The sequence below is a fragment of the Actinomadura gamaensis genome, assembly GCF_042652125.1.
Taxonomy (GTDB): domain Bacteria; phylum Actinomycetota; class Actinomycetes; order Streptosporangiales; family Streptosporangiaceae; genus Spirillospora; species Spirillospora gamaensis.
This window is the reverse complement of record NZ_JBHSIT010000002.1, coordinates 980,344-999,944: the sequence shown is the minus strand read 5'-3', so window position 1 is coordinate 999,944 and position 19,601 is coordinate 980,344. Positions and strand designations below refer to the sequence as shown.

General features: G+C 70.9%; 15 protein-coding genes and 1 pseudogene. 9 read left to right on the top strand and 7 right to left on the bottom strand.

Translation table 11 applies throughout. The features are described 5' to 3' along the window. Positions 1–533 precede the first annotated feature (533 nt). Positions 534–776: pseudogene (locus tag ACFPCY_RS09880) on the bottom strand (ANTAR domain-containing protein); the annotation flags it as partial. A 1,310-nt stretch (positions 777–2,086) separates the two neighbouring features. Between ACFPCY_RS09880 and ACFPCY_RS09875 the strand changes: the two are divergent. From ACFPCY_RS09875 to ACFPCY_RS09855, 5 genes are all read left to right on the top strand, one after another. Next, positions 2,087–3,208, top strand: coding sequence for a M24 family metallopeptidase (locus tag ACFPCY_RS09875; protein WP_378253529.1), 1,122 nt, complete (start codon positions 2,087–2,089; stop codon positions 3,206–3,208). Positions 3,209–3,424: 216 nt separating this feature from the next. Further along, a complete protein-coding gene (locus tag ACFPCY_RS09870; RefSeq protein WP_378253527.1) occupies positions 3,425–4,651 on the top strand; it encodes an ABC transporter ATP-binding protein in 1,227 nt (408 codons plus the stop codon). Beyond that, positions 4,648–5,970 (top strand): ABC transporter substrate-binding protein, encoded by a 1,323-nt coding sequence (locus ACFPCY_RS09865; protein WP_378253525.1) that lies wholly within the window; start codon positions 4,648–4,650, stop codon positions 5,968–5,970. Before ACFPCY_RS09870 ends, ACFPCY_RS09865 begins: the two co-directional genes overlap by 4 nt. Before the next feature lie 468 nt (positions 5,971–6,438). Next, on the top strand, positions 6,439–7,701 hold the full coding sequence (locus ACFPCY_RS09860; protein WP_378253782.1) for a carbohydrate ABC transporter permease: 1,263 nt from the start codon (positions 6,439–6,441) through the stop codon (positions 7,699–7,701). Further along, complete coding sequence (locus ACFPCY_RS09855) at positions 7,698–8,672, top strand: carbohydrate ABC transporter permease (protein WP_378253522.1); 975 nt, start codon at positions 7,698–7,700, stop codon at positions 8,670–8,672. Before ACFPCY_RS09860 ends, ACFPCY_RS09855 begins: the two co-directional genes overlap by 4 nt. Positions 8,673–8,946: 274 nt before the next feature. Here ACFPCY_RS09855 and ACFPCY_RS09850 read toward each other — a convergent pair whose 3' ends face one another. Next, positions 8,947–9,738, bottom strand: coding sequence for a thioesterase II family protein (locus tag ACFPCY_RS09850; RefSeq protein ID WP_378253520.1), 792 nt, complete (start codon positions 9,736–9,738; stop codon positions 8,947–8,949). Positions 9,739–10,448: 710 nt separating this feature from the next. Here ACFPCY_RS09850 and ACFPCY_RS09845 point away from each other — a divergent pair. Further along, on the top strand, positions 10,449–13,277 hold the full coding sequence (locus ACFPCY_RS09845) for a helix-turn-helix transcriptional regulator (RefSeq protein WP_378253518.1): 2,829 nt from the start codon (positions 10,449–10,451) through the stop codon (positions 13,275–13,277). 136 nt (positions 13,278–13,413) lie between these two features. On the opposite strand, the gene ACFPCY_RS09840 is transcribed toward ACFPCY_RS09845, so the two are convergent. From ACFPCY_RS09840 to ACFPCY_RS09830, 3 genes are all read right to left on the bottom strand, one after another. Next, positions 13,414–13,602 (bottom strand): DUF397 domain-containing protein, encoded by a 189-nt coding sequence (locus ACFPCY_RS09840; RefSeq protein WP_378253517.1) that lies wholly within the window; start codon positions 13,600–13,602, stop codon positions 13,414–13,416. Between the two features lie 246 nt (positions 13,603–13,848). Next, complete coding sequence (locus ACFPCY_RS09835) at positions 13,849–14,037, bottom strand: DUF397 domain-containing protein (protein ID WP_378253515.1); 189 nt, start codon at positions 14,035–14,037, stop codon at positions 13,849–13,851. Beyond that, on the bottom strand, positions 14,034–14,915 hold the full coding sequence (locus tag ACFPCY_RS09830) for a helix-turn-helix domain-containing protein (protein ID WP_378253512.1): 882 nt from the start codon (positions 14,913–14,915) through the stop codon (positions 14,034–14,036). Before ACFPCY_RS09830 ends, ACFPCY_RS09835 begins: the two co-directional genes overlap by 4 nt. 331 nt (positions 14,916–15,246) lie before the next feature. Here ACFPCY_RS09830 and ACFPCY_RS09825 point away from each other — a divergent pair, with 331 nt between their 5' ends. From ACFPCY_RS09825 to ACFPCY_RS09815, 3 genes are all read left to right on the top strand, one after another. Beyond that, positions 15,247–15,690 (top strand): ATP-binding protein, encoded by a 444-nt coding sequence (locus tag ACFPCY_RS09825; protein WP_378253510.1) that lies wholly within the window; start codon positions 15,247–15,249, stop codon positions 15,688–15,690. Beyond that, entirely contained in the window at positions 15,687–16,034 is a 348-nt protein-coding gene (locus ACFPCY_RS09820) for a hypothetical protein (protein WP_378253508.1), read from the top strand. The genes ACFPCY_RS09825 and ACFPCY_RS09820 overlap by 4 nt, the downstream gene beginning before the upstream one ends. 432 nt (positions 16,035–16,466) lie before the next feature. Further along, positions 16,467–17,546 carry a DUF6461 domain-containing protein gene (locus ACFPCY_RS09815; RefSeq protein WP_378253506.1) on the top strand — a complete coding sequence of 360 codons (1,080 nt, stop codon included), beginning with the start codon at positions 16,467–16,469 and terminating at the stop codon, positions 17,544–17,546. A gap of 45 nt (positions 17,547–17,591) precedes the next feature. Here the strand turns inward: ACFPCY_RS09815 and ACFPCY_RS09810 are convergent, their stop codons facing one another. Both ACFPCY_RS09810 and ACFPCY_RS09805 read right to left on the bottom strand, forming a co-directional pair. Further along, on the bottom strand, positions 17,592–17,978 hold the full coding sequence (locus tag ACFPCY_RS09810) for a hypothetical protein (protein ID WP_378253504.1): 387 nt from the start codon (positions 17,976–17,978) through the stop codon (positions 17,592–17,594). A gap of 147 nt (positions 17,979–18,125) precedes the next feature. Next, the gene (locus ACFPCY_RS09805) at positions 18,126–19,145 is read right to left on the bottom strand and encodes a trypsin-like serine peptidase (RefSeq protein ID WP_378253502.1); all 1,020 of its coding nucleotides are present in this window, start codon (positions 19,143–19,145) and stop codon (positions 18,126–18,128) included. Between the last annotated feature and the right edge of the window lie 456 nt (positions 19,146–19,601).

Below are 19,601 nucleotides of genomic sequence, written 5' to 3'. Positions count from 1 at the left end.
CCGTCCATCCAAGGCCCGGTATCCGTTCGTGCCGCGAAGTCCACCCGGGACACGACATCTGGCCCGGACACGGCGTCCGGCCCAGAGATGGTGTCCGGCCCGAACTCGTCCGGGCCGAGCGCGGCATCTACCCCGGGCACGTCCGGCCCGGACGCATATGGCTCGGAGGTGGCGTCGGGTCGGGAGGCGGCGCTCGGACGGCGCGGCACGGGGTCCGGCCCGCGCGTGGCATTTGGCCCGAGCGCGGCACCTGGCTCGGAGGGGGCGTCCTGGTGTGAAACGGCGTGCTGCTGGGAGGCGGCGTCTGGTCCGAACGTGGCGCCCGGTTGGCGCGGCACGGTGGCCTGGCCGGATGTGATGTCCGGCTGGCGCGGCGCGGGTGCCATGGCTGTAGCCGCCTGGTCGTCCGCGAGGACCGGTCCCTCAGCGGGCCGCGCGAGGTAAGTCACTGGGTCGAAGACCGCCGCCGCCGGACGGTCCGGTTCCTCGGTGGGCATGTCAACATCCGTGCCGAGCAGCAACGCGGCGGCCACCGGCGGCTCGACTCCGCTTTCGGCCGCCAACCGCAGCAACCGCTCGTAGGCGACCTCCACCCCGCAACCGAGCCGCTCCGCCAACAGCCCCTTCGCTTGCTCGATGACCGTCCGAGCCCGCTGCTCGCGCCGTTGCGCATCCAACTCCGCCCGCAACCGCTCGACGACGACGATGAGCTCCGCCCCCGACACCCCACCCTCTCCCGCCACTTCTGCGAACCCCCTCAAATCAGCCCCATCCATCTCGGACACCGGCCCGAACACCCCCGCCCGAAACTCGAAATCCCCGGACGCCCCACTCCCGGCCAACCGACTCCCGCCGTTCTCGGTCACAGCAACTTCGGAAACGTGCGCTTCGGCCCCGGCGGGGACGTCCAGGTCCGCGTGGCACACGTCCGCATCGGAGGCGCCGAGCTCCTGCACGTTCGTTCCAGCCACGGCAGGCCCGCGCACGTTCGTTCCGTCCGCGGCGGGCTCGCGCTCGTTCGTGCCAACCGCGGTGGGTTCGCGCCTATTCGTCTCAGCCTCATCGCGTTCGAACGTGTTCGCTTCGGGCACGGCAGGCACGTCCGTGCTCGTTTTGATCGGAACAGGTCCGCGCTCGCTCGTTTCGGCTGTTGTAAGCGCGTTCGTGTTCGCATCGAGCGCCCCAGGCTCGTTGGAGTTCGTTTCGACCACGGGAAGTTCGTGTGTGCTGGCATCGAGCACGCCGGGCTCATACGTGTTCGCTTCGGCCACAGCAGCTTCGTCCGCGTTCGCTTCGTGCGAGGCACGCTCGTTGGCGTTGAGCGCTTGGGGCGCACACCCGTTCGCCTCGGACGTAGCGACTTCGTTCGTGGCCGTTACGGCCACGGTCGGCTCGTGTGCGTTCGTTCGCAGCGGGGTGGGTTCGAAGGTGTTCGTTTCCACCGCGGTCGGTCCGATCCCGTTCGCTCGGGATGGGGCAGGCTCGCTCACGTCCGTATCGGTCGGAGCGAGTTCGGTCGTGTTCGTATCGAGCGCGTCAGGCTCGTGCACGTCCGTTTCGGACGCGTCGAGCTCGTGCCCGTTCGTTTCGGGTGTGGCGGGTTCGGTTGTGTTCGGCTTGAGTGGGGCGGGCTCGCCTGTGTTCGCGTGGAGTGGGAGGCGCTCGGACGTGTTCGTTTGCGGCGTGGCGGGGTCGAGTGGGTTCGCTTGCGAGGCGAGAGGTTCAGGTGTGTTCGTTTCGAGCGCGTTTGTTGCAGGCGCGGGTGGGGCGGGCGCGGGTCGGGTGGACGCGGCTGCGGCGGGCGCGGTTGGCGCGGGTGGGGTGGGGCGGGGCGGCTCGGGTGGGTCCGCGCGTCGAGGTTCGGGCGTCACCGGGTCTCCCGTCGCGGTCAGGCCCCGCGGCGCGGGTGCGGCGAGGGCAGCCCGGCGGGACGGCGCGCCGGGATCCCTGCGATCCTGGAGCGGTATCCGGACAAGGCATGCCTGTGTCGGAGCATGTACAGAATGTAACAGGGGCCGGTTTAGCGGGAGGGAGGAAGCGGGTTTTACGTGCCGCCATCGCGCGCGCACGAGAGCCCGCTACCAGCATGAACACGGATGTGACAAGGGCGTTGTATCCGCGCGAGCGTGTCGGGGCGGTGCAGGAGGCGACCGCCAAGGCGGGCCTGGCGGCGCTGCTGCTGACGCCCGGGCCGGACCTGCGGTACGTGAGCGGCTACGACGCCCTGCCGCTGGAGCGGCTCACCTGCCTGGCGGTGCCGGCGCAGGGCGAGCCCTTCCTGGTGGTGCCGCGGCTCGAGCTGCCCGCCGCGCAGGAGTCCCCGGCGGGGGACCTCGGCGTGGAGCTGGTGCCGTGGGACGAGACCGACGACCCGTACGCGCTGGTCGCGCGGCGGCTCGGCGCGTCCGGCGGCAGGGTCGGGCTGGCGGACCGGATGTGGGCGATGATGACGCTGCGGTTCCGCGAGGCGATGCCGGGCGTGGAGCAGGTCCTCGCCGGAACGGTCCTGCGCGAGCTGCGGATGCGCAAGAGCGCCGCCGAGATCGCCGCGCTGCGCGAGGCGGGCGAGGCGATCGACCGCGTCCACCGCAGGGTGCCGGAGTTCCTGCGGCCGGGACGCACCGAGCGGGAGGTCGGCCGCGACATCCACGACGCGATCCTGGCGGAGGGGCACGCGACGGTCGACTTCATCATCGTCGGGTCCGGCCCGAACGGCGCGAACCCGCACGCCGAGCTGTCCGACCGGGTCATCTCGGCGGGGGAGCCGGTCGTGGTGGACATCGGCGGGCAGATGCCGAGCGGGTACTGCTCCGACTCGACGCGGGTGTACTGCATCGGCGAGGCGCCCGCGGAGTTCCGCGCGTACTACGGGGTGCTGGAGGAGGCGCAGCGCGCGGCGTGCGAGGCGGTCCGTCCGGGCGTGACGCCCGAGGCCGTGGACGCCGCGGCGCGCGACCGGATCGCCGCCGCCGGGTACGGCGAGTACTTCGTGCACCGCACCGGGCACGGCATCGGCCTGGAGACGCACGAGGAGCCGTACATCGTGGCGGGCAACACCGAGCCGCTGGAGCCGGGCATGGCGTTCTCGGTCGAGCCGGGCATCTACCCGGGCGCGCACGGCGCGCGCATCGAGGACATCGTCGTGTGCACCGAGGACGGTCATGTGTCGATGAACAACACCGACCACGGGCTGGTCGTCGTCGGCTGACGCACTTCCGGTCGAGCAAGGGCGGGTCCGCGTCGCGGACCCGCCCTTGTCGGTTAAAAGCCTTATAACGATCTCCATACCAAAGCGGAACGCGTGCCGCCCGAGTGTTGCGCTGCCGTGGCGTCCCCATGTACCTCTCTGGAGCATCCGGCGGGGTTTACAGCGGAGTAACACGAAACGCCGGGCCGTGTCCGGCCCGCAGAGGGAGGAGAGACCGTGGCAGAGGTCGCCCTGCGCGGGGTCGGGAAGGTCTATCCGGACGGGACCCGTGCGGTGACCGACCTGAACCTCGACATCGCCGACGGCGAGTTCCTGGTGCTGGTCGGGCCGTCCGGCTGCGGCAAGACGACCGCGCTGCGGATGCTCGCGGGCCTGGAGGAGATCTCCGAGGGCGAGATCGCGATCGGCGAGCGCGTCGTCAACCGGGTGCCCGCCCGCGACCGCGACGTGGCGATGGTGTTCCAGAGCTACGCGCTCTACCCGCACCTGTCGGTGCGCGACAACATCGGTTTCGGGCTCTCGCTGCGCAAGGTGCCGAAGGCGGAGATCCGGCGCGAGGTGGACCGCGCCGCGGAGATCCTCGGGCTGACCGAGTACCTCGACAAGAAGCCGCGCAACCTGTCCGGCGGGCAGCGGCAGCGGGTGGCGATGGGACGCGCGATCGTCCGGCAGCCGCAGGCGTTCCTGATGGACGAGCCGCTGTCGAACCTCGACGCCAAGCTGCGCGTCCAGATGCGCGCGGAGATCGCCCGCATCCAGCGCGACCTGGGCGTCACGACCGTCTACGTCACCCACGACCAGACCGAGGCCATGACGCTCGGCGACCGGGTCGCGGTGATGAAGAAGGGCGTGCTCCAGCAGGTCGCGCCGCCGCAGGAGCTGTACGACCGGCCCGCGAACCTGTTCGTGGCGGGGTTCATCGGCTCGCCGGCGATGAACCTGCTCCAGGGTTCGCTGGCGGGCGACGAGGGCGCCGCGCGGCTGACGGTCGGCGGGCAGACCCTCGAACTCCCCGCGTCGGTGCTGGCCGACCGTCCGGCGCTGCGCGGGTACTTCGGCAAGGACCTCGTGGTCGGGATCCGTCCCGAGGACATGGAGGACGCCGACCTCGCCGCGGCCGACGGCGGCGGCACGCTGACCTCCACCGCGGACCTGGTGGAGGCGATGGGCTCCGACGTGCTCGTCCACTTCAACGTCCAGGCGGCCCAGGTGGTCACCGACGACACGCGGGAGCTGGCGCGCGACGCGGGCACCGACGTGCTCGGCGCGCTGGAGGGGGCGCACACCGACCTCGTCGCGCGGTTCAGCCCGCGCACCACGGTCAAGGCCGGCGACCCGGTGACGGTCCACGTCGACACCGGACGCCTGCACTTCTTCGATATCGAGTCCGGCTCCGCGATCTGGGGCGGGGACGCCGGTTCGTCCAGGGAGGATGAGGAATGAGGACTGGCAGGCGCGTCATCGGCGCCGCCGTCGCCGTGGGGCTGGCGCTCTCGGCGGCCGCGTGCGGCGGCAGCGACAAGAAGAAGGACGACGGCGGCTCCTCGCAGGGCACCGCGCTCAAGGGCGTGAAGATCGAGGTCGCGGCCAAGTGGACGGGCACGGAGGAGCAGAACTTCCGGCAGGTCCTGAAGGCGTTCGAGCAGAAGACCGGCGCGACGGTGACCTACGCGTCCACCGGTGAGAACACCGACGCCTACCTCGGCCCGCGCATCGCGGCCAAGAACCCGCCGGACGTGGCGATCCTGCCGCAGCCGGGACTGCTCCAGCAGTACGCGGCCAAGGGCCAGCTCAAGCCGCTGACGCCGGACGTCGTCAGCGAGATCGACGCGAACTTCTCGCCGTACTGGAAGAACCTCGCCTCGGCGAAGGGCCAGACCTACGGCGTGCTCGCCAAGGCCGCCTACAAGTCGATCATCTGGTACCGGCCGAAGGTGCTGCAGGACGCGGGCGTGAACCCGCCGAAGACCTTCGACGAGCTGGTCAAGGCCGCCGGGACGCTCCAGGACGCGGGCCAGACCCCGTTCACGATCGCGGGCGCCTCGTCCGACTCCTGGACACTGACCGACTGGTTCGAGAACGTCTACCTGTCGCAGGCCGGCCCGGACAACTACGACAAGCTCGCCAAGCACGAGATCAAGTGGACGGACCCGACCGTCGCGACGGCGCTGCAGACCCTCGGCAAGATCTGGGGCAAGCCGGAGTGGATGGCGGGCGGCCTGGCCACCGCGACCAAGACCAAGTTCGACGAGTCGGTGACGCAGGTGTTCGGCCAGCAGAAGGCCGCCATGGTCTACGGCGGCGACTTCGCGGCGGCGAACATCACCACCACCAAGGCGAAGGTCGGCACCGACGCGCAGGTGTTCCCCTTCCCGCAGGCGGGCAACACCGCTCCGGCCGTCCTCGGCGGTGACGTCGCGGTCGCGCTGAAGGACAGCAAGGGCGCGATGGAGTTCATGAAGTTCCTGGCGTCCCCGGAGGCGGGCAAGACCTGGGCGAAGATCGGCGGCTACCTGTCGCCGAACAAGAACGTCGGCCCGGACGCCTACACCGACCCGGTCGCCAAGCAGCTGATCGAGGCCATGCAGAAGGCGGGCGACTCGGCCCGCTACGACATGTCCGACCTGGCCCCGGCCGCGTTCGGCGGCACGCCCGGCTCCGGCGAGTGGGAGGCGCTGCGCGGCTTCCTGCAGAAGCCGTCCGACGTCAAGGGCGCCCAGGACAAGCTGGAGTCCGAGGCCGCGAAGGCCTTCAAGAGCTAGGACGGTTCCCGCATGACGGCTCCGAAGGACACGGCGTCCGGCGACGACGGGACGCCGCCGGGAAAGGGGACGCCGCCCGGAGACGCGACCCCGCCCGAGGACGCGACGCCGCCCGAGGAGGCGATCCCGCCCGGAAACGGGACGCCGCCCGAGGACGCGAACCGGTCCGGAGAGGGGACGCCGCCCGGGGACGGGACGTCGCACGGGCCGCAGCCGTCGCCCGAGGCCGCCGCGGACATCGCGGTGGCCGCGGGCGGCGCGGCCGCCGTCCCCGCCGAAGCCGAGACGGCGGCCTCCGCCCCGAACGACGCGTCCGCCCCGAAGGACGCTCTCGCATCCGGGGACGCCTCCGCGCCGGGGGACGCCTCCGCAGCGGGGGACCCGACCGCGGCAGGGGCGGCGCCCGCTAAGGCGGGGGTGGCGCCCGCGAAGGGCGGGCGGGGGCTGGCGCCGCCGTCGTGGCTGGCGATGGGGTTCCTGCTGCCCGCGCTGCTGCTGCTCGGGTTCCTCGTGGTGTACCCGATCGTCTTCTCGATCGTGCGCAGCTTCTTCGGCGCGGACGGCCACTCGTTCGCCGGGGTGGACAACTACACCGGCATCTTCAAGGGTCACGACAACCTGGTGACCGTCCGGAACACCGCGATCTGGGTGGTGGTCGCGCCGACGCTGGTCACCGCGATCGGGCTGATCTTCGCGGTGCTCACCGAGCGGATCCGCTGGTCCACCGCGTTCAAGCTGGTCGTGTTCATGCCGATGGCGGTGTCGTTCCTGGCGTCCGGCGTCATCTTCCGGCTGGTGTACGAGCAGGACCCGAAGATGGGTGTGGCGAACGCGGCGATGGTCGCGGTGCACGACACGTTCGAGCCCGGCGCGGGCTACCCGGGCGCCGGGCCGCGCACCGGCAAGGACGCCCTGGGCACCCAGCAGGGCGACGGTTCGATCGTCAGCACCAGGCAGTACGCGCCGGGTCAGACGGCCCTGGTGCCGCTGCTGCGGATCAAGCCGGAGGACCTGCCGGACAAGCCCGTCCAGGCCGTCCAGCCGCCCGCGGCGAAGCCGGGCCAGCTCACCGGCGCGGTCTGGTTCGACTTCACCAAGGGCGGCGGCGGGACGCCGAACCAGCCGAACGCGGGCGAGTCGGGCCTGCCGCGCGTGAAGGTCGAGGCCGTCCGCGGCGGGAAGGTGGTCGGCTCGGCCACCACCCGCGACGACGGCACCTTCACGATGAAGAAGGTGAAGGGCGACGGGCCGGTCACGCTGCGGCTGCCGAAGTCGAACTTCACCGCGTCCTACGGCGGCGCGCAGTGGCTGGGCAACACGCTCATCACCCCGGCGATCATCGGGTCGTACCTGTGGGTGTGGTCGGGCTTCGCGATGGTGCTCATCGCGGCCGGGCTCGCCGCGATCCCCCGGGACGCGCTGGAGGCGGCGCGGGTGGACGGCGCGACCGAGTGGCAGGTGTTCCGGCGGGTGACGATCCCGCTGCTCGCGCCGGTCCTCACGGTCGTGCTGGTCACGATGGTCATCAACGTGCTGAAGGTCTTCGACCTGGTCTTCATCATCGGCGGCGGCGACCCGCACGCCAGCGTGCTCGCGCTGCAGATGTGGGTCGAGTCGTTCGGCGGCGGGAACGATCCGGGGAAGGGCAGCGCGATCGCGGTGCTGCTGTTCCTGCTGGTCGTCCCGGCCATGCTGTTCAACATCCGGCGGCTGCGGCAGGAGCGGGCATGAGCACGACCGAAACCGGGACGGCGGCGGCGAACGGCACCGGCACCGGTGGCGGCAAGGGTGCGGGCGGCGGCGACGGGTCCGGCGGCAACGGCGCGGGCGCGCCGCGCCGGAGCGTGGCCGCGCGGATCGTGGGCCGGATCGGCGGCGGCGTCGCGCAGTTCCTGCTGATCGTGGTCGCGCTGGTGTGGCTCGTCCCGACGTTCGGGCTGCTGGTCGCGTCGCTGCGGTCGACCGCCGACAACGGCGCGTCCGGCTGGTGGAAGGTGTTCTCCAAGCCGAGCCAGCTGACGTTCTCGGCCTACTCCGACCTGCTCGGCAAGGGCGACTTCGTCGACTCGTTCTGGAACACGGTGCTGATCGCCGTCCCGGCGACGGTGCTGGTGGTGGTGATCGCGTCGCTGGCCGCGTACGCGTTCGCGTGGATGGAGTTCCCCGGCCGGGACTGGCTGTTCCTGGTCGTGGTGGGGCTGCTCGTGGTGCCCGTCCAGGTGGCGCTGCTGCCGGTCGCCAAGCTGTACGGGACGGTGCGGATCGGGAGCTTCCACCTGTTCGGCTCGATCGCGGGCGTGGTGCTGTTCCACGTCGCGTTCGGCCTGCCGTTCGCGATCTTCCTGCTGCGCAACTTCTTCGCGGGCATCCCGAGGGACCTGCTGGAGGCGGCGCGGATGGACGGCGGCTCGGAGTGGACCATCTTCCGGCGGGTCATCTTCCCGCTGGGCGGACCGGCGATCGCGTCGCTGGCGATCTTCCAGTTCCTGTGGGTGTGGAACGACCTGCTGGTGGCGCTGGTGTTCGCCGACACCGGGAGCCAGCCGATGACCAAGTGGCTCCAGTCGCAGATGCGGCAGTTCACCGGCAACATCGACATCCTCGCGCCGGGCGCGTTCCTGTCGCTGATCGTGCCGCTGGCGGTGTTCTTCGCCTTCCAGCGGTACTTCGTGCAGGGCGTCCTCGCGGGGTCGGTGAAATAGCGCGGAAAGGCGGAACGCCCGCCGCGGCCCCGGTTCTCCGGGGCTTCGCGGCGGGCGTTTCCCTTCCGTTCAGGTTCCGTTCCCGGACGGGTTCCGCTCCCGCTCAGGGCGCCCTTTCCGGCTGAAGTCCGCTTCCGTTCCGGGCGCCCTTTCGGGACGTCAGGGCGAAAGCTGTCAAGACGTCAGGGCGAGCGGCCGGACGTCAGGGCGCGCGCTGCCGCACGCCAGGGCGTGCTGCGCTAGCGACATCAAAACGCTTGCTGCGCCAGCGATGTCAGGGTGCGTGCTGCGCCAGCACCTCGCCGAGCCGTTCGATCGTGAGCGCGGGCGAGGACGTGAGGTAGAAGTGGCCGCCCTCGAACACGCGCAGCTCGAACGCGCCGGTGGTGTGCGCGCGCCAGGCCTCCGCCTCGTCCAGCGTGACGTGCGGGTCGGCGTCGCCGGTGAACACCGTGATCGGGCAGGCGAGCGTCGCGCCGGGCTCGCCCCGGTAGGTCTCGATCGCGGTGTAGTCGGCGCGGACGGCCGGCAGGAACATGCGCAGGAGTTCCTCGTCCTCCAGGAGGCTCGCGTCGGTGCCGCTGAGCGCGCGCAGCTCGGCGATCACGCCCGCGTCGTCGCGCCGGTGCACCGACTCGGCGCGGTGGCGGGACGGGGCGCGCCGTCCGGACGCGACGACCGCGACCGGCCCGGAGCCCTTCGCCTCCAGCCGCCGCGCCGTCTCGAACGCGATCGTCGCGCCCATGCTGTGCCCGAAGAACGCCAGCGGGCGGTCGGCGTACGGGCCGAGCGCCTCGGTGACCCGGTCGGCCAGCTCGCCCAGGTCGGTGATGGGCGGGTCGTTGCGCCGGTCCTGCCGTCCCGGGTACTGGACGGCCAGCACCTCGACGCGTCCGGCGAGCGAGGCCGAGCGGCGCAGCGCGTTCGACACGGGGAAGTAGAAGCTGGCCGAGCCGCCGGCGTGCGGGAAGCAGACCAGCCGCAGCCCGGCCTCCGGGACCCGGTGGAAGCGGCGGATCCAGGTGTCGTTCTCGGGATCCCGACCGGTCGCGATCGTCTCCGTCATGGCGGTCGGCCCCTTCCGCGTCGTGGCCCAGCCGTGTTCCCGGCCATCCTGCTGACGGTGCCCGTGCGTTCCCAACCCCTAAACGCCCCTAGGTACGGGTGTGGTGGCGCTCACACGACGCTGATGACGGGCCGTGGGAGGCGAGGCGACGGCCGGTGATGTGTTCGATGCGGCGCGGACTGTAATTTCCCTGCGGACAGGTGAATGCCAGGGTGACCGGAGGGGAAAATCCGACGGTCTGACGGATCAATGTCCGGACGTTGTCGGAATTACCTTCGCGGCCCGTTCGTCCGGTCCGCTCGCGCTCGGATTCGCGCTTCTCCCGACTGAGGGAGTTTCTCCACGCGCGCGATGCCGACCGCGTGGCGGCCGTGTTAACGGAAACTCTCCGTGATCGCGGTTTCTCGGGGAAATTCTCACTCCGGCCCGCGAGGCCTCCGTCCGCGCAGGTCAGCCGGGACGGCGCCGCGGCGGGCGGCGAGGCGTCCCGGCGGCCGATCGAAGATGTGACTTGACCGTGATGTGGTGTTTGTGCATATCTTCTCTGGGGCTGAGGCACTTCGGCGGGGGCGCGCGAAGTGATCGGCCATAGCGAAGGGCCATCTCCCTATGGGGTACGGGAATGGCCGAATCCGGCCACCAGTGGGCGCGGTGGGACGCTGCCCGGCATTGGCCGACCGGAACCCCACATGCGAACGGGGGAAGTCACGGTGTCATTGATCGAGCGCGAGAGCGTGCAGGATCGCCTGGACGGCCTGCTAGCCGAGGCCGCTCGTGGGGAGGCCGTCGTCGCCGTGCTCGGCGGGCCGACGGCCACGGGGAAGACCGCGCTGCTCAGGGAGCTGGCCGAGCGCGCGGCCGGGGCGGGCGCGGCGGTGCTGAAGGCCACCGCGGCGGGCGGCGAGCGCCTGCGCCCGCTGAGCACGGCCGGCCAGCTGCTCGACCCGGACGGCGCGGCGGCGGGGGCCGCCGAGCCCGCGCGGCGGCTGCACGCCGCCGTCGCCGACCTCGCGACCCGGTCCCCGGTGCTGCTGATCGTCGACGACCTCCAGCACGCCGACGAGGAGTCGCTGCGCTGCCTGCGCTACCTGACGCACCGGCTCGCCGCCGAACGCGTCGCCATCGTCCTGTCCTGGGAGCAGCAGCTCGGCCAGGACCAGTCGCCGACCCTGCGGGAGCTGATCTACCGGCCGAACGTCCGCTGGCTGCACCTGCGTCCGCTGTCGCCGGACGGCACCCGCCGCCTGGTCACCGAGCTGCACGGCCGCGCCGGCGCGGACGCCGAGGCCGCCGTCTACCACGCCCTGACCGGCGGCAACCCGCTGCTCGCCACGGCCCTGCTCACCGACAACCAGCCTCTGAGGACCCGTCTCGCCGACGACGAGCCTTTGACGGGCCGTCCCGCCGGACTCGCCGCGACCGCCGACCGAACACCGGCCTCGGAACCCGCGGACCTCGAGAACGGCAGGGACCTCAAGGGAACGGTGGTCGCCGGGCCCGCGTACGCGCAGGCCCTGCTGGTCTGCCTGCACCGGATGGGCCCGCTCGTCACCCGGGTCGCGCGCGACCTGGCGCTGCTGGACGACCCGGTGGACCCGCACCTGCTCGGCCGGCTCAGCGGCGTCGGCGGCGGCATGGTGCGCCGCGCGCTGCAGTACCTCACCGACGTCGGCGTCCTCGACGGGACGCGGTTCCGGCATCCGGCGGCACGGCAGGCCGTCCTTGACGGACTGCCCGCCGGGCAGGAGGCCGAGCTGCGCCGCCGCGCCGCGTGCCTGCTGCACGACGAGGGCGCGCCCGCGCCGCTGATCGCGCGGCACCTGCTGGTCGCCGGGCCGGTCCGGGAGGACTGGGTGCCGCCCGTCCTGACCGAGGCCGCGGGGACGGCGCTCGCCGGGAACGACGTCGCGCGCGCGATCCGCTGCCTGCAGATCGCCAGCGAGTCCTGCACCTCGGAGACCGAGCGGTACTCGACCAAGGCGCGGCTCGCCACGATCCGGTGGCTGGTGCGCCCGGCCGCGTCCGCCTCGTCCTTCGCGGCGCTGCGGGTGCCGATCGCGGCGGGGAAGGTCCGTCCCGAGTGCGCTCTGGACGTCGCGCAGGCGATGCTCTGGTTCCTGCGGTTCAACGAGGCGGCCGAGGCGATCGAGCGCGTCGCCGCCGACGCCGACGGCGATTCCGGGGGACTCGGCGCGGCGGCGGAGGCGTACCAGGTCACGCGCCTCAGCCTCGACACGATGTTCCCCGGCGTCCTGCCGAGGCTGCGCACCGGCCGCCCCTCACCGGACCGTCCGCCGTCGATGGTCGTCCCCGAGCTGCGGGCCCTGGAGATCCTCTCGGCCGTCCTGCGGCAGTCGGCGGACGACCACACCATCGCGCAGGCCGAGCAGGTGCTCCAGGGCAGCCGGTCCAGCGTCGGCGCGCTGATGGCGATCGGCCCCGCCGTGCTCAGCCTCGTCTACACCGACCGGCTCGAATCGGCCGCCGCCTGGTGCGACCGGTTCCTCGCCGACACCGGCGCCGAGGACGGCTCGGACGGCAAGACCGGCGCGTGGCGGGCGTTCCTCACCGGCTACAGCGCCCTCGTCGCGCTCCGCACCGGCCACCTCGACAGTGCCGTGGAACGCGCCCGGCGCGTCCTGGACCAGATCGGACGCAACGGCTGGAACGCCACCTCGGTCCTCGCGCTCGCGACCGCCGCCGAGGCGCTCACGGCCCTCGGCGACCACGCCGCGGCGGCCGAGCTGTTCGCCGACCCGGTCCCGGCCGAGGTGTTCAAGACCAGCGTCGGCCTGCACTACCTGTACGCGCGCGGACGCCACCACCTCGCCACCGAACGCGAGCACGCGGCGCTCGCCGACTTCATGGCCTGCGGCGAGCACATGCTGCACTGGAACATCGACACCCCCGCGCTCGCGCCCTGGCGCGTCGCCGCCGCCGAGGCGTGGCTGCGCATCGGCGACCGGGACCGCGCCGCCGACCTGGTCACCGAGCAGCTCGGCCAGTTCCGCACCGACCTGCCGCGCTCGTTCGGCATGACGCTCCGCGTCCTCGCCGCCGTCAGCGCGCCCGAGAAGCGTCCGCCGATCCTCGCCCGCTCGCAGAAACTCCTGGAACGCAGCGGCGCCCGCTACGAGCTGGCCCGCGTCCTCACCGACCTCGGCGAGGCCCACCACCGGCTCGGCGACCGCAACCGGGCGCAGACCGCGACCCGCCGCGCCCGCCGCCTGGCGAAGAACTGCAACGCCCACGACCTCTACGAGGAGTCGCCCGCCCTGTACAGCCCCGCGACGCGTCCACCGGCCGGCAGCGTGATCCCGATGCAGTACAGCGACGCCTACGGCAACCTGAGCGACTCCGAACGCCGCGTCGCCCTGCTGGCCGTCCAGGGCCTCACCAACCGCGAGATCGCCGGGAAGCTGTTCATCACGGTCAGCACCGTCGAGCAGCACCTCACCCGCGTCTACCGCAAGATGAACGTCCGCAACCGCGAAGAACTCCCGACCGTCCTCCGCATGGACGGCGTCGAAGCCGTCTGACCCGATCTCGGCCCAGCCCCGCCGAGCCCCTGCCCGCCCACTCCGCCGGGCCAGGGGCTTCGCCATGCCCGCCGCCCCGCTTGTCCCGGAGGTGCGGCGTCCGGCCTCACCAGTGAAGACCGGACGCCGTTCGTCGCTACCGCGAGCGAAGTTCCGCGAGAACGATTCGCCAGCCGCTTGGAGTGAACTCCAGCGGCGGAGCGACAGATGAAGCCATGGTGTCGCGGACGCCGATCGTGCCGTCCGACGTCCGGCCTGCTTCCACGCAGTCGCCGTTGGGTTCGCTGTGACTCGACTTGCGCCAGCCCGTGTAGTTCTCGGTCATGCCTCCGATCCTGTCTGCTCGGACAGCTGATCGGCCACCTCGTCGAGGAAGGTGAGGTTGTCGTCGGGAGGCAGCGCCACCTCGCACGGGCAGTCGTATATCGCGGCATACACGACGGCCTCCCTCCGCTTGCTGTGGACGAGGTCGGTGGTGCCGGTTTCGACGGCAACGAGTGGCGGGTCGCCCGGTTCCGCTGCGGAGTGAACGTGCCACTCCTCGGACGTGGAGCCGAAACGCCGTGCGTTGCTACCTTGCGCGAAGTTCGGTGAGGATGGTTCGCCATTCTGCTGGGGTGAACGCCAGCGGGGGTGCGGTGAGTCGGGCTCTGGTGTCGCGGACGCCGATCGTGCCGTCCGAAGCACGACCGGCCTCGACGCAGTTGCCGTTGGGTTCGCTGTGGCTCGACTTGCGCCAGCCGGTGTAGTACTCGGTCATGGTTCCGATCCTGTCTGCTCGGACAGCTGATCGGCCACCTCGTTGAGGAAGGTGAGGCTGTCGTCGGGAGGCAGCGCCACCTCGCATAGGCGGTCGTATATCCCGGTATACCGGGCGACCTCTCCCCGCTTGCTGTGGACGAGGTCGGTGGTGACGGTGTCCACGACGACGAGCGGTGGGTCGCCGGGTTCGGCGAACGTGTAGAGCGAGTAGGTCGCCTTCGGCAGGAATCCGCCGGGTAGGCGGGCATTCCACCGCAGAACCCGGATGGTGATGCGGTCCGTGGCCGAGACGACGGCCACGAGGTGGCGGAGCTGGGCGGCCATCACGTCCAGCGGAATGCCCAGGCGCCGGATCATGATCTCGTCGAGGACGCCGTCGTAGGTAGGGCCTGAGGAGCTGAGGAGATGCTCCTGGCGCCGGGTGCGAGCCTCGGTCATCCGCTCTGGCTTGTACTTGAGCGGCCCCTGCATCGCGTCCAGCTCGACCATCGCCTGGATGAACTCTGGAGTCTGCAGGGCAGCGGGCATGCCGGTCTGGTTGTACGAGCGGATGCTGCCGGCTGAGTCCTCCAGGTCCGCGTAGATTTTCTGCCGGGGACCCATGGCGTCGCCATAGCGGTCCCACCAGCCGCGCTCTCCGGCCTCGCGGGCGAGCTTGACGAGCCGGTCGTACCTGGCGCCCTCGACATGCAGCAAGTCGAGAATGTTCATGACTTCGCCGAGGTCCGGACGGACCTGGCCGTTCTCGAGACGGGTGATCTTCGTTCGGGAGGCGTAGACGAGACGGCCGACCTCGTCGGCGGTCAGGTCGCGTTCCTCGCGGATCTTGCGGAGCTCCGCGGCCAGCCTTCGGCGGCGGATGTACGGGCTCGGCATGGCCGGTTCTCCCTTGGACGGGCCGATGCTACGCAACGTGCAGAACATTAACGCTCTGCGATCGTCCGCGTTCGGTGCTCAAAACGACTTCACGTCGCCGTCCCGAGGAAATTGCAGGTAGAGGCCATGATCACGAAGGCGAATTCGCACGTGCGGTTGCCGCACGTTCACTTCCGCACGTGCGGAAGCCGCACGTGCGGAAGTGAACGTGCCAATCTCCGGCCCGGGAGACGAAAAGCGTGCGCGGGTGGCGACAGCACGTGACGATGGGCGGCGGACGAGCGGTAAAGCCGCACGTCATCCGCTTCCGCAGGCTTTCGCGAGGTGTTCGATGTCCCTGGAGCTGTTCCCGTCCGCCGAACCGTCAGAGGCGCTGCGCTGGTGCCGCGCGTTCCCCGGGGAGGCCGCGCAGGCGGCGGCCGTCCGCCGCTTCGTCGCCATGCTCCTGGACGGCTGTGCCGTCCTCGATGACGTGCTGCTCTCGGTGGACGAACTGGTCGTCAACGCGCTCCGGCACACCAAGTCCGGCCGTCTCGGCGGCACGTTCACCGTCGAGTTGCGCCGCGAGGCCGGAACCGTCGCCGTGGCCGTCCGCGACCAGGGCGGCCCGACCGAACCGGCCGCCACCGAGGCCGACGAGTTCGCCGAGTCCGGACGCGGCCTGCGCACGGTCTCCGCTCTCGCCGCCCGCTGGGGCTGGTTCGGCAACGACCGGTCCCGCACCGTGGCCGCGTTCTTCGACGAGGCGACGGCCCACTGGCCGGAGGCGGCGTGACCCCGGGTGCCGTCCATCGCCAGACGGCCGAACGCGTCCGTTCAGCGATGGTCGCCGCGATGCGCGCCGACCCCGACCGGCTCAACGCCGGGCTGCTGAGCTGCGGCGGCCTCGACCGACCCGAAACCGACTTCGTCCGCGAGGCGAGGGTGCTCGTCCTGGCGCTCGCAGCCGCGCTGACCACCGTCCTGCGCGGCCGAGGCCCGTACGGTGATGACCTCTGCCTCGGCTGCGGCATCCCGGACTGCCGGACCGTCCGCGCCGTGGGCGAGGCGCTCGCCGCCTACCAGGTGAGTCCGGTCCAGCTCGACCGCACGGAAGCAAGAATCAGGTCACGCGAGTGATGACTTGGCAGAGAGCCCGAAGTCCGTGACCCTGCGGGTCTCCTCGGGGACCCGCGCGGGGGCGGGTCGCGGCTCTGCGCGCCGAAGCCCTCCTCGATCAACAGGCACCGCTCGACAGCGGAGATCAGCTGCCGGATGACGTGACCGAGCATTCCACCGCCGAGCTCCTTCTCCTCGTCTCGCCACTGGACGCTTCGGACCAGGTGACCCGGCACCTCGAAGAGGACTGGCCGGGCCACCTGGTGGTACTGACGACCGCCCGATTCCGAGGGCGCGCGCACCACTTTGGAGAGCCCGTGCGGTTCATGGCGTAACCGACGCGCCCGGCCGTCACAGTGCCGTCACCGTCCATGCCCTGGGGCACGTCCCTGAAGAGTGTCGGTGGGCGCTGCCATGATCCTCGGACACGCCCCCGATTCTCCTGGAGAAGCCGTGCCCGAGGTGACGCTCGACGATGTCCTGTGGATCGACGATGGTGAGCCGCTCGGCGAGATCTTCTGCCTCACCTTCATCAAGGACGTCGACGAGACTGAGGCGCTGTCGCGCCTGGGCGGTCTTCCCGACACGCTGCGTCCGCGCACCTTGGAGGAGGCGAGCGAGGCGTACCTCTCCTACGACGCGGGTTACCCGGAGTTCGCGTTCGCGCTGAGGCTGGGCGCCTGGACGGTCCTGATCGAACCCGACGGCTTTCAGGGCTCCCTCACCGAACCGCTGACGGCCCTCTCCCGGGGCACCGAGGCGGTCGTGGTGCAGCGGCACGACTACGCCGACCACGCCTTCCGATACGCGGTCGACGGCATCCTCGTCACCGGATTCGAGCCCACCTGGCCTGATCAGCGCTGGGGAAGCGACCCCGACCGGCTGCTGGAGCAGATGCGCGTGGCAGGTCTGGTGCCGGATGAGGACGACTACCTGTCGGAAGCCTACGTTCCGGCACTGCTGCTGGCGGGGCTGATCACCGGGACCGTCCCGACGCCGGAGGCTCTGACCGGAGAGCTGCTGTCCGCCGAGATCGACTCCTGGTTCAGCGCTGCTCCGCCCTCACTCGGGCACGGGCCCACCGACCCCGCCATGATCGCGGCCATCGAGAGCGCCCCGCCGCACCTGCTGCGCGCCGTCGCCGCCGGCGAGGCGATGCGCCTGGCGTCCGTCCTGGGGCTGGAAGGCACGCCGGGCCTGGCCGAAGCCGTCGCCGCAGCCGAGCGCGGCGAGCCGGCCGACGTCGTGCCCGACTCCGAACTCGGCCGCCACGTCCGGTCCTGGAACCGGCGGGCCCGCCAGGCGTCGCGGTCGCTGAACGAGGCACCCAGCAGGATGAGCGACGACGAGCGGAACCTCGGCTACATGCTGGGCTGGTTCACGGACGCGCTGCACGCTGCGCTTTGGCCCGACCCGCGCGCCGCCGCCCGCGCCGTTCTTTATCCCCTCACGCAGGGGCCGCCCCTTCTGCGGGACCCGGCCCGGGAAACCGCCGTCCTGGCTCTTCTGCGTGACGGCACCGAGTCGAGATGATCCGTCCGTTGGGGAAAGGGCCAGGTGCGCTGCGCCAGTGCCCTTCTAACGGACGGTGCCCATGGGCGGCGGGGCGGTTTCTGGGGTCGGGGTCGAGACTCCGCTGGTCAGGGCCGTGAGCAGGGCGAGCAAGGCGAGGAAGATGCTCGCGGCCAGGGCGATGATGCCTGACTTCGGCTTGGTCCGGCTCCGGAAAAGAGCCCATCCGAGGAGCAAGGGGAACAGCCCGATTCCGAGGAGCGCGCTGATTCCGAGGATGGCGAACATCTCGCCCAGGCCCTTGCCCCAGGGGTCGTGACCCGAGGTGGACCGCACGAGCAGCGTGACCACCGTGGCGACCGCAGCGGCGAGATAGGTCACGGTCGTCCCGAGCGGCCACACCCACCAACGCCCGGCGGTTCGGGGAGAGTCTGTCGTCTGCCGTGTGCTCATGACGTGTCCTTGCGATCCACCGGGAGGTAGGAGAAGCGACTGCTCGTCGATGCCGCAGGGGGCTGGTGAGAGCGCCGCCGTCCGGGTCGGCCGGACGGCGGCGATCACGGTCGACCACTCGTCCTCGACGGTAACAAGCGTGCGGAACTACTGCTTACGAACGGCGGCGTCGAGGAGAACCGCCGTGGCGTGGTTCCAGATGACGGCGTAGGACGTGTTGTCGCTGGTTCCGCCTTCCTTGTAGCCCCCCAGCGACGCCATGGCCGTGCCGAGGTTCCGCAGCGGTCCGGTGGTGTGGAAGTCGAGCATGAGCAGGCTGCCACTCACACCCTCGTGGTAGTTGTCGCAGCCGAACACCAGCTGCCAGATGTAGTTCTTGGCCTGACGGGTGTGGGTGTAGCACTGGTAAGGCCGGTTCCGGTTGCCGGGGTAGCCGGTGATCTCGACATAGTTCTGGTAGTACTGGTCGCTGGTCTTCCAGCCATTGGCGCCCAGGAGTGGCTGCAGATTCTTGCCGTGGTTCGGCTTCATGACCATGAAGCCGAAGTCGTGGTCGGGGTTGAAATGATTGTGCCACTCGGTGGTGATGTACCGGGATTTCACGGCCCACTTGCCGTAAGGGCTGTGGCCGGAATAGTAGCCGGGTACGAACACCGGATTCGGGTTCGGATGCGGGATTCCCACGTCCTTGCGCCAGATGCAGTGCGCGGCCGTGGCGATGATGTTCCCCTTCGGCGTGTTGACGACCGTCCCGGTGCAGCGCTGGTGGATCGGCCCGACGTTGAAGAACAGCGCGCCCACCGTGGGTATCCCGTTGGTCGGCCAGGAGCGTTCCTTCGCCGTGATCGCCGTCGGGGCCGCGGGCGGGGCGGACGTCCTCACGTTCGTGCGCGTCGACGGCCCTCCGCCTTGCTTCATCCGCCCGGTCGCGGGCGTGGAGGTCTGCTCGGGAAGGTCGGCCGGGACGGCCGAATCCATGCGGGCCTGAGTCCAGTACTTCAGGGCGGCATCGCTTTCCGCGTCACTTACCGGAAGGCGGACCACGCCCGGAAGGCCCGGCACTGGCGCCGGAGAGGGAGACGCACTGGCTGCCGGTGATAGCGCGCCAACGGTAAGACCGATGGCGACGCCGGCGAACGCCGCCCGGTGCCGGAGGGCAAGACGCATGTCGACTCCTTGAGAAGGCGGGGAGTGATAGCGGGGCGCGGACGATCACAACCTAAATGCCGGGGCACTGCGCGGCAATCATGAGTTGATGATTAAATGAGCGACATTTGTCGTTGTTTTTGGGCGGCCGGACTACGTTCGGTGGCTTCGCGCGTTCCAAAGATCGAAAGTGATCACGGGGTGTAGCGGATTCGAGTGGTCGGCTATCACGCCGGTGTCCTCGTGTGCATCGCAGCGATGCACGGCATCGGGAGTTGCGCACGACCGGCTTTGGTCATCACTGAGCCGGATTCACGTTCGGGTGCGGCGAGGGTCGACCGCGGGTTCGCGCCACGACCGGTTGCTCTCTGCTGCCGAGGCGGCGCTGCACCCATCCGCCACCTGCCGGACAGCGTCCACCTCGTCAGTGGGAGCGCCTCCGGCCGACGCTTCGCCGAGCGCCGTCCCGAGCCGCGC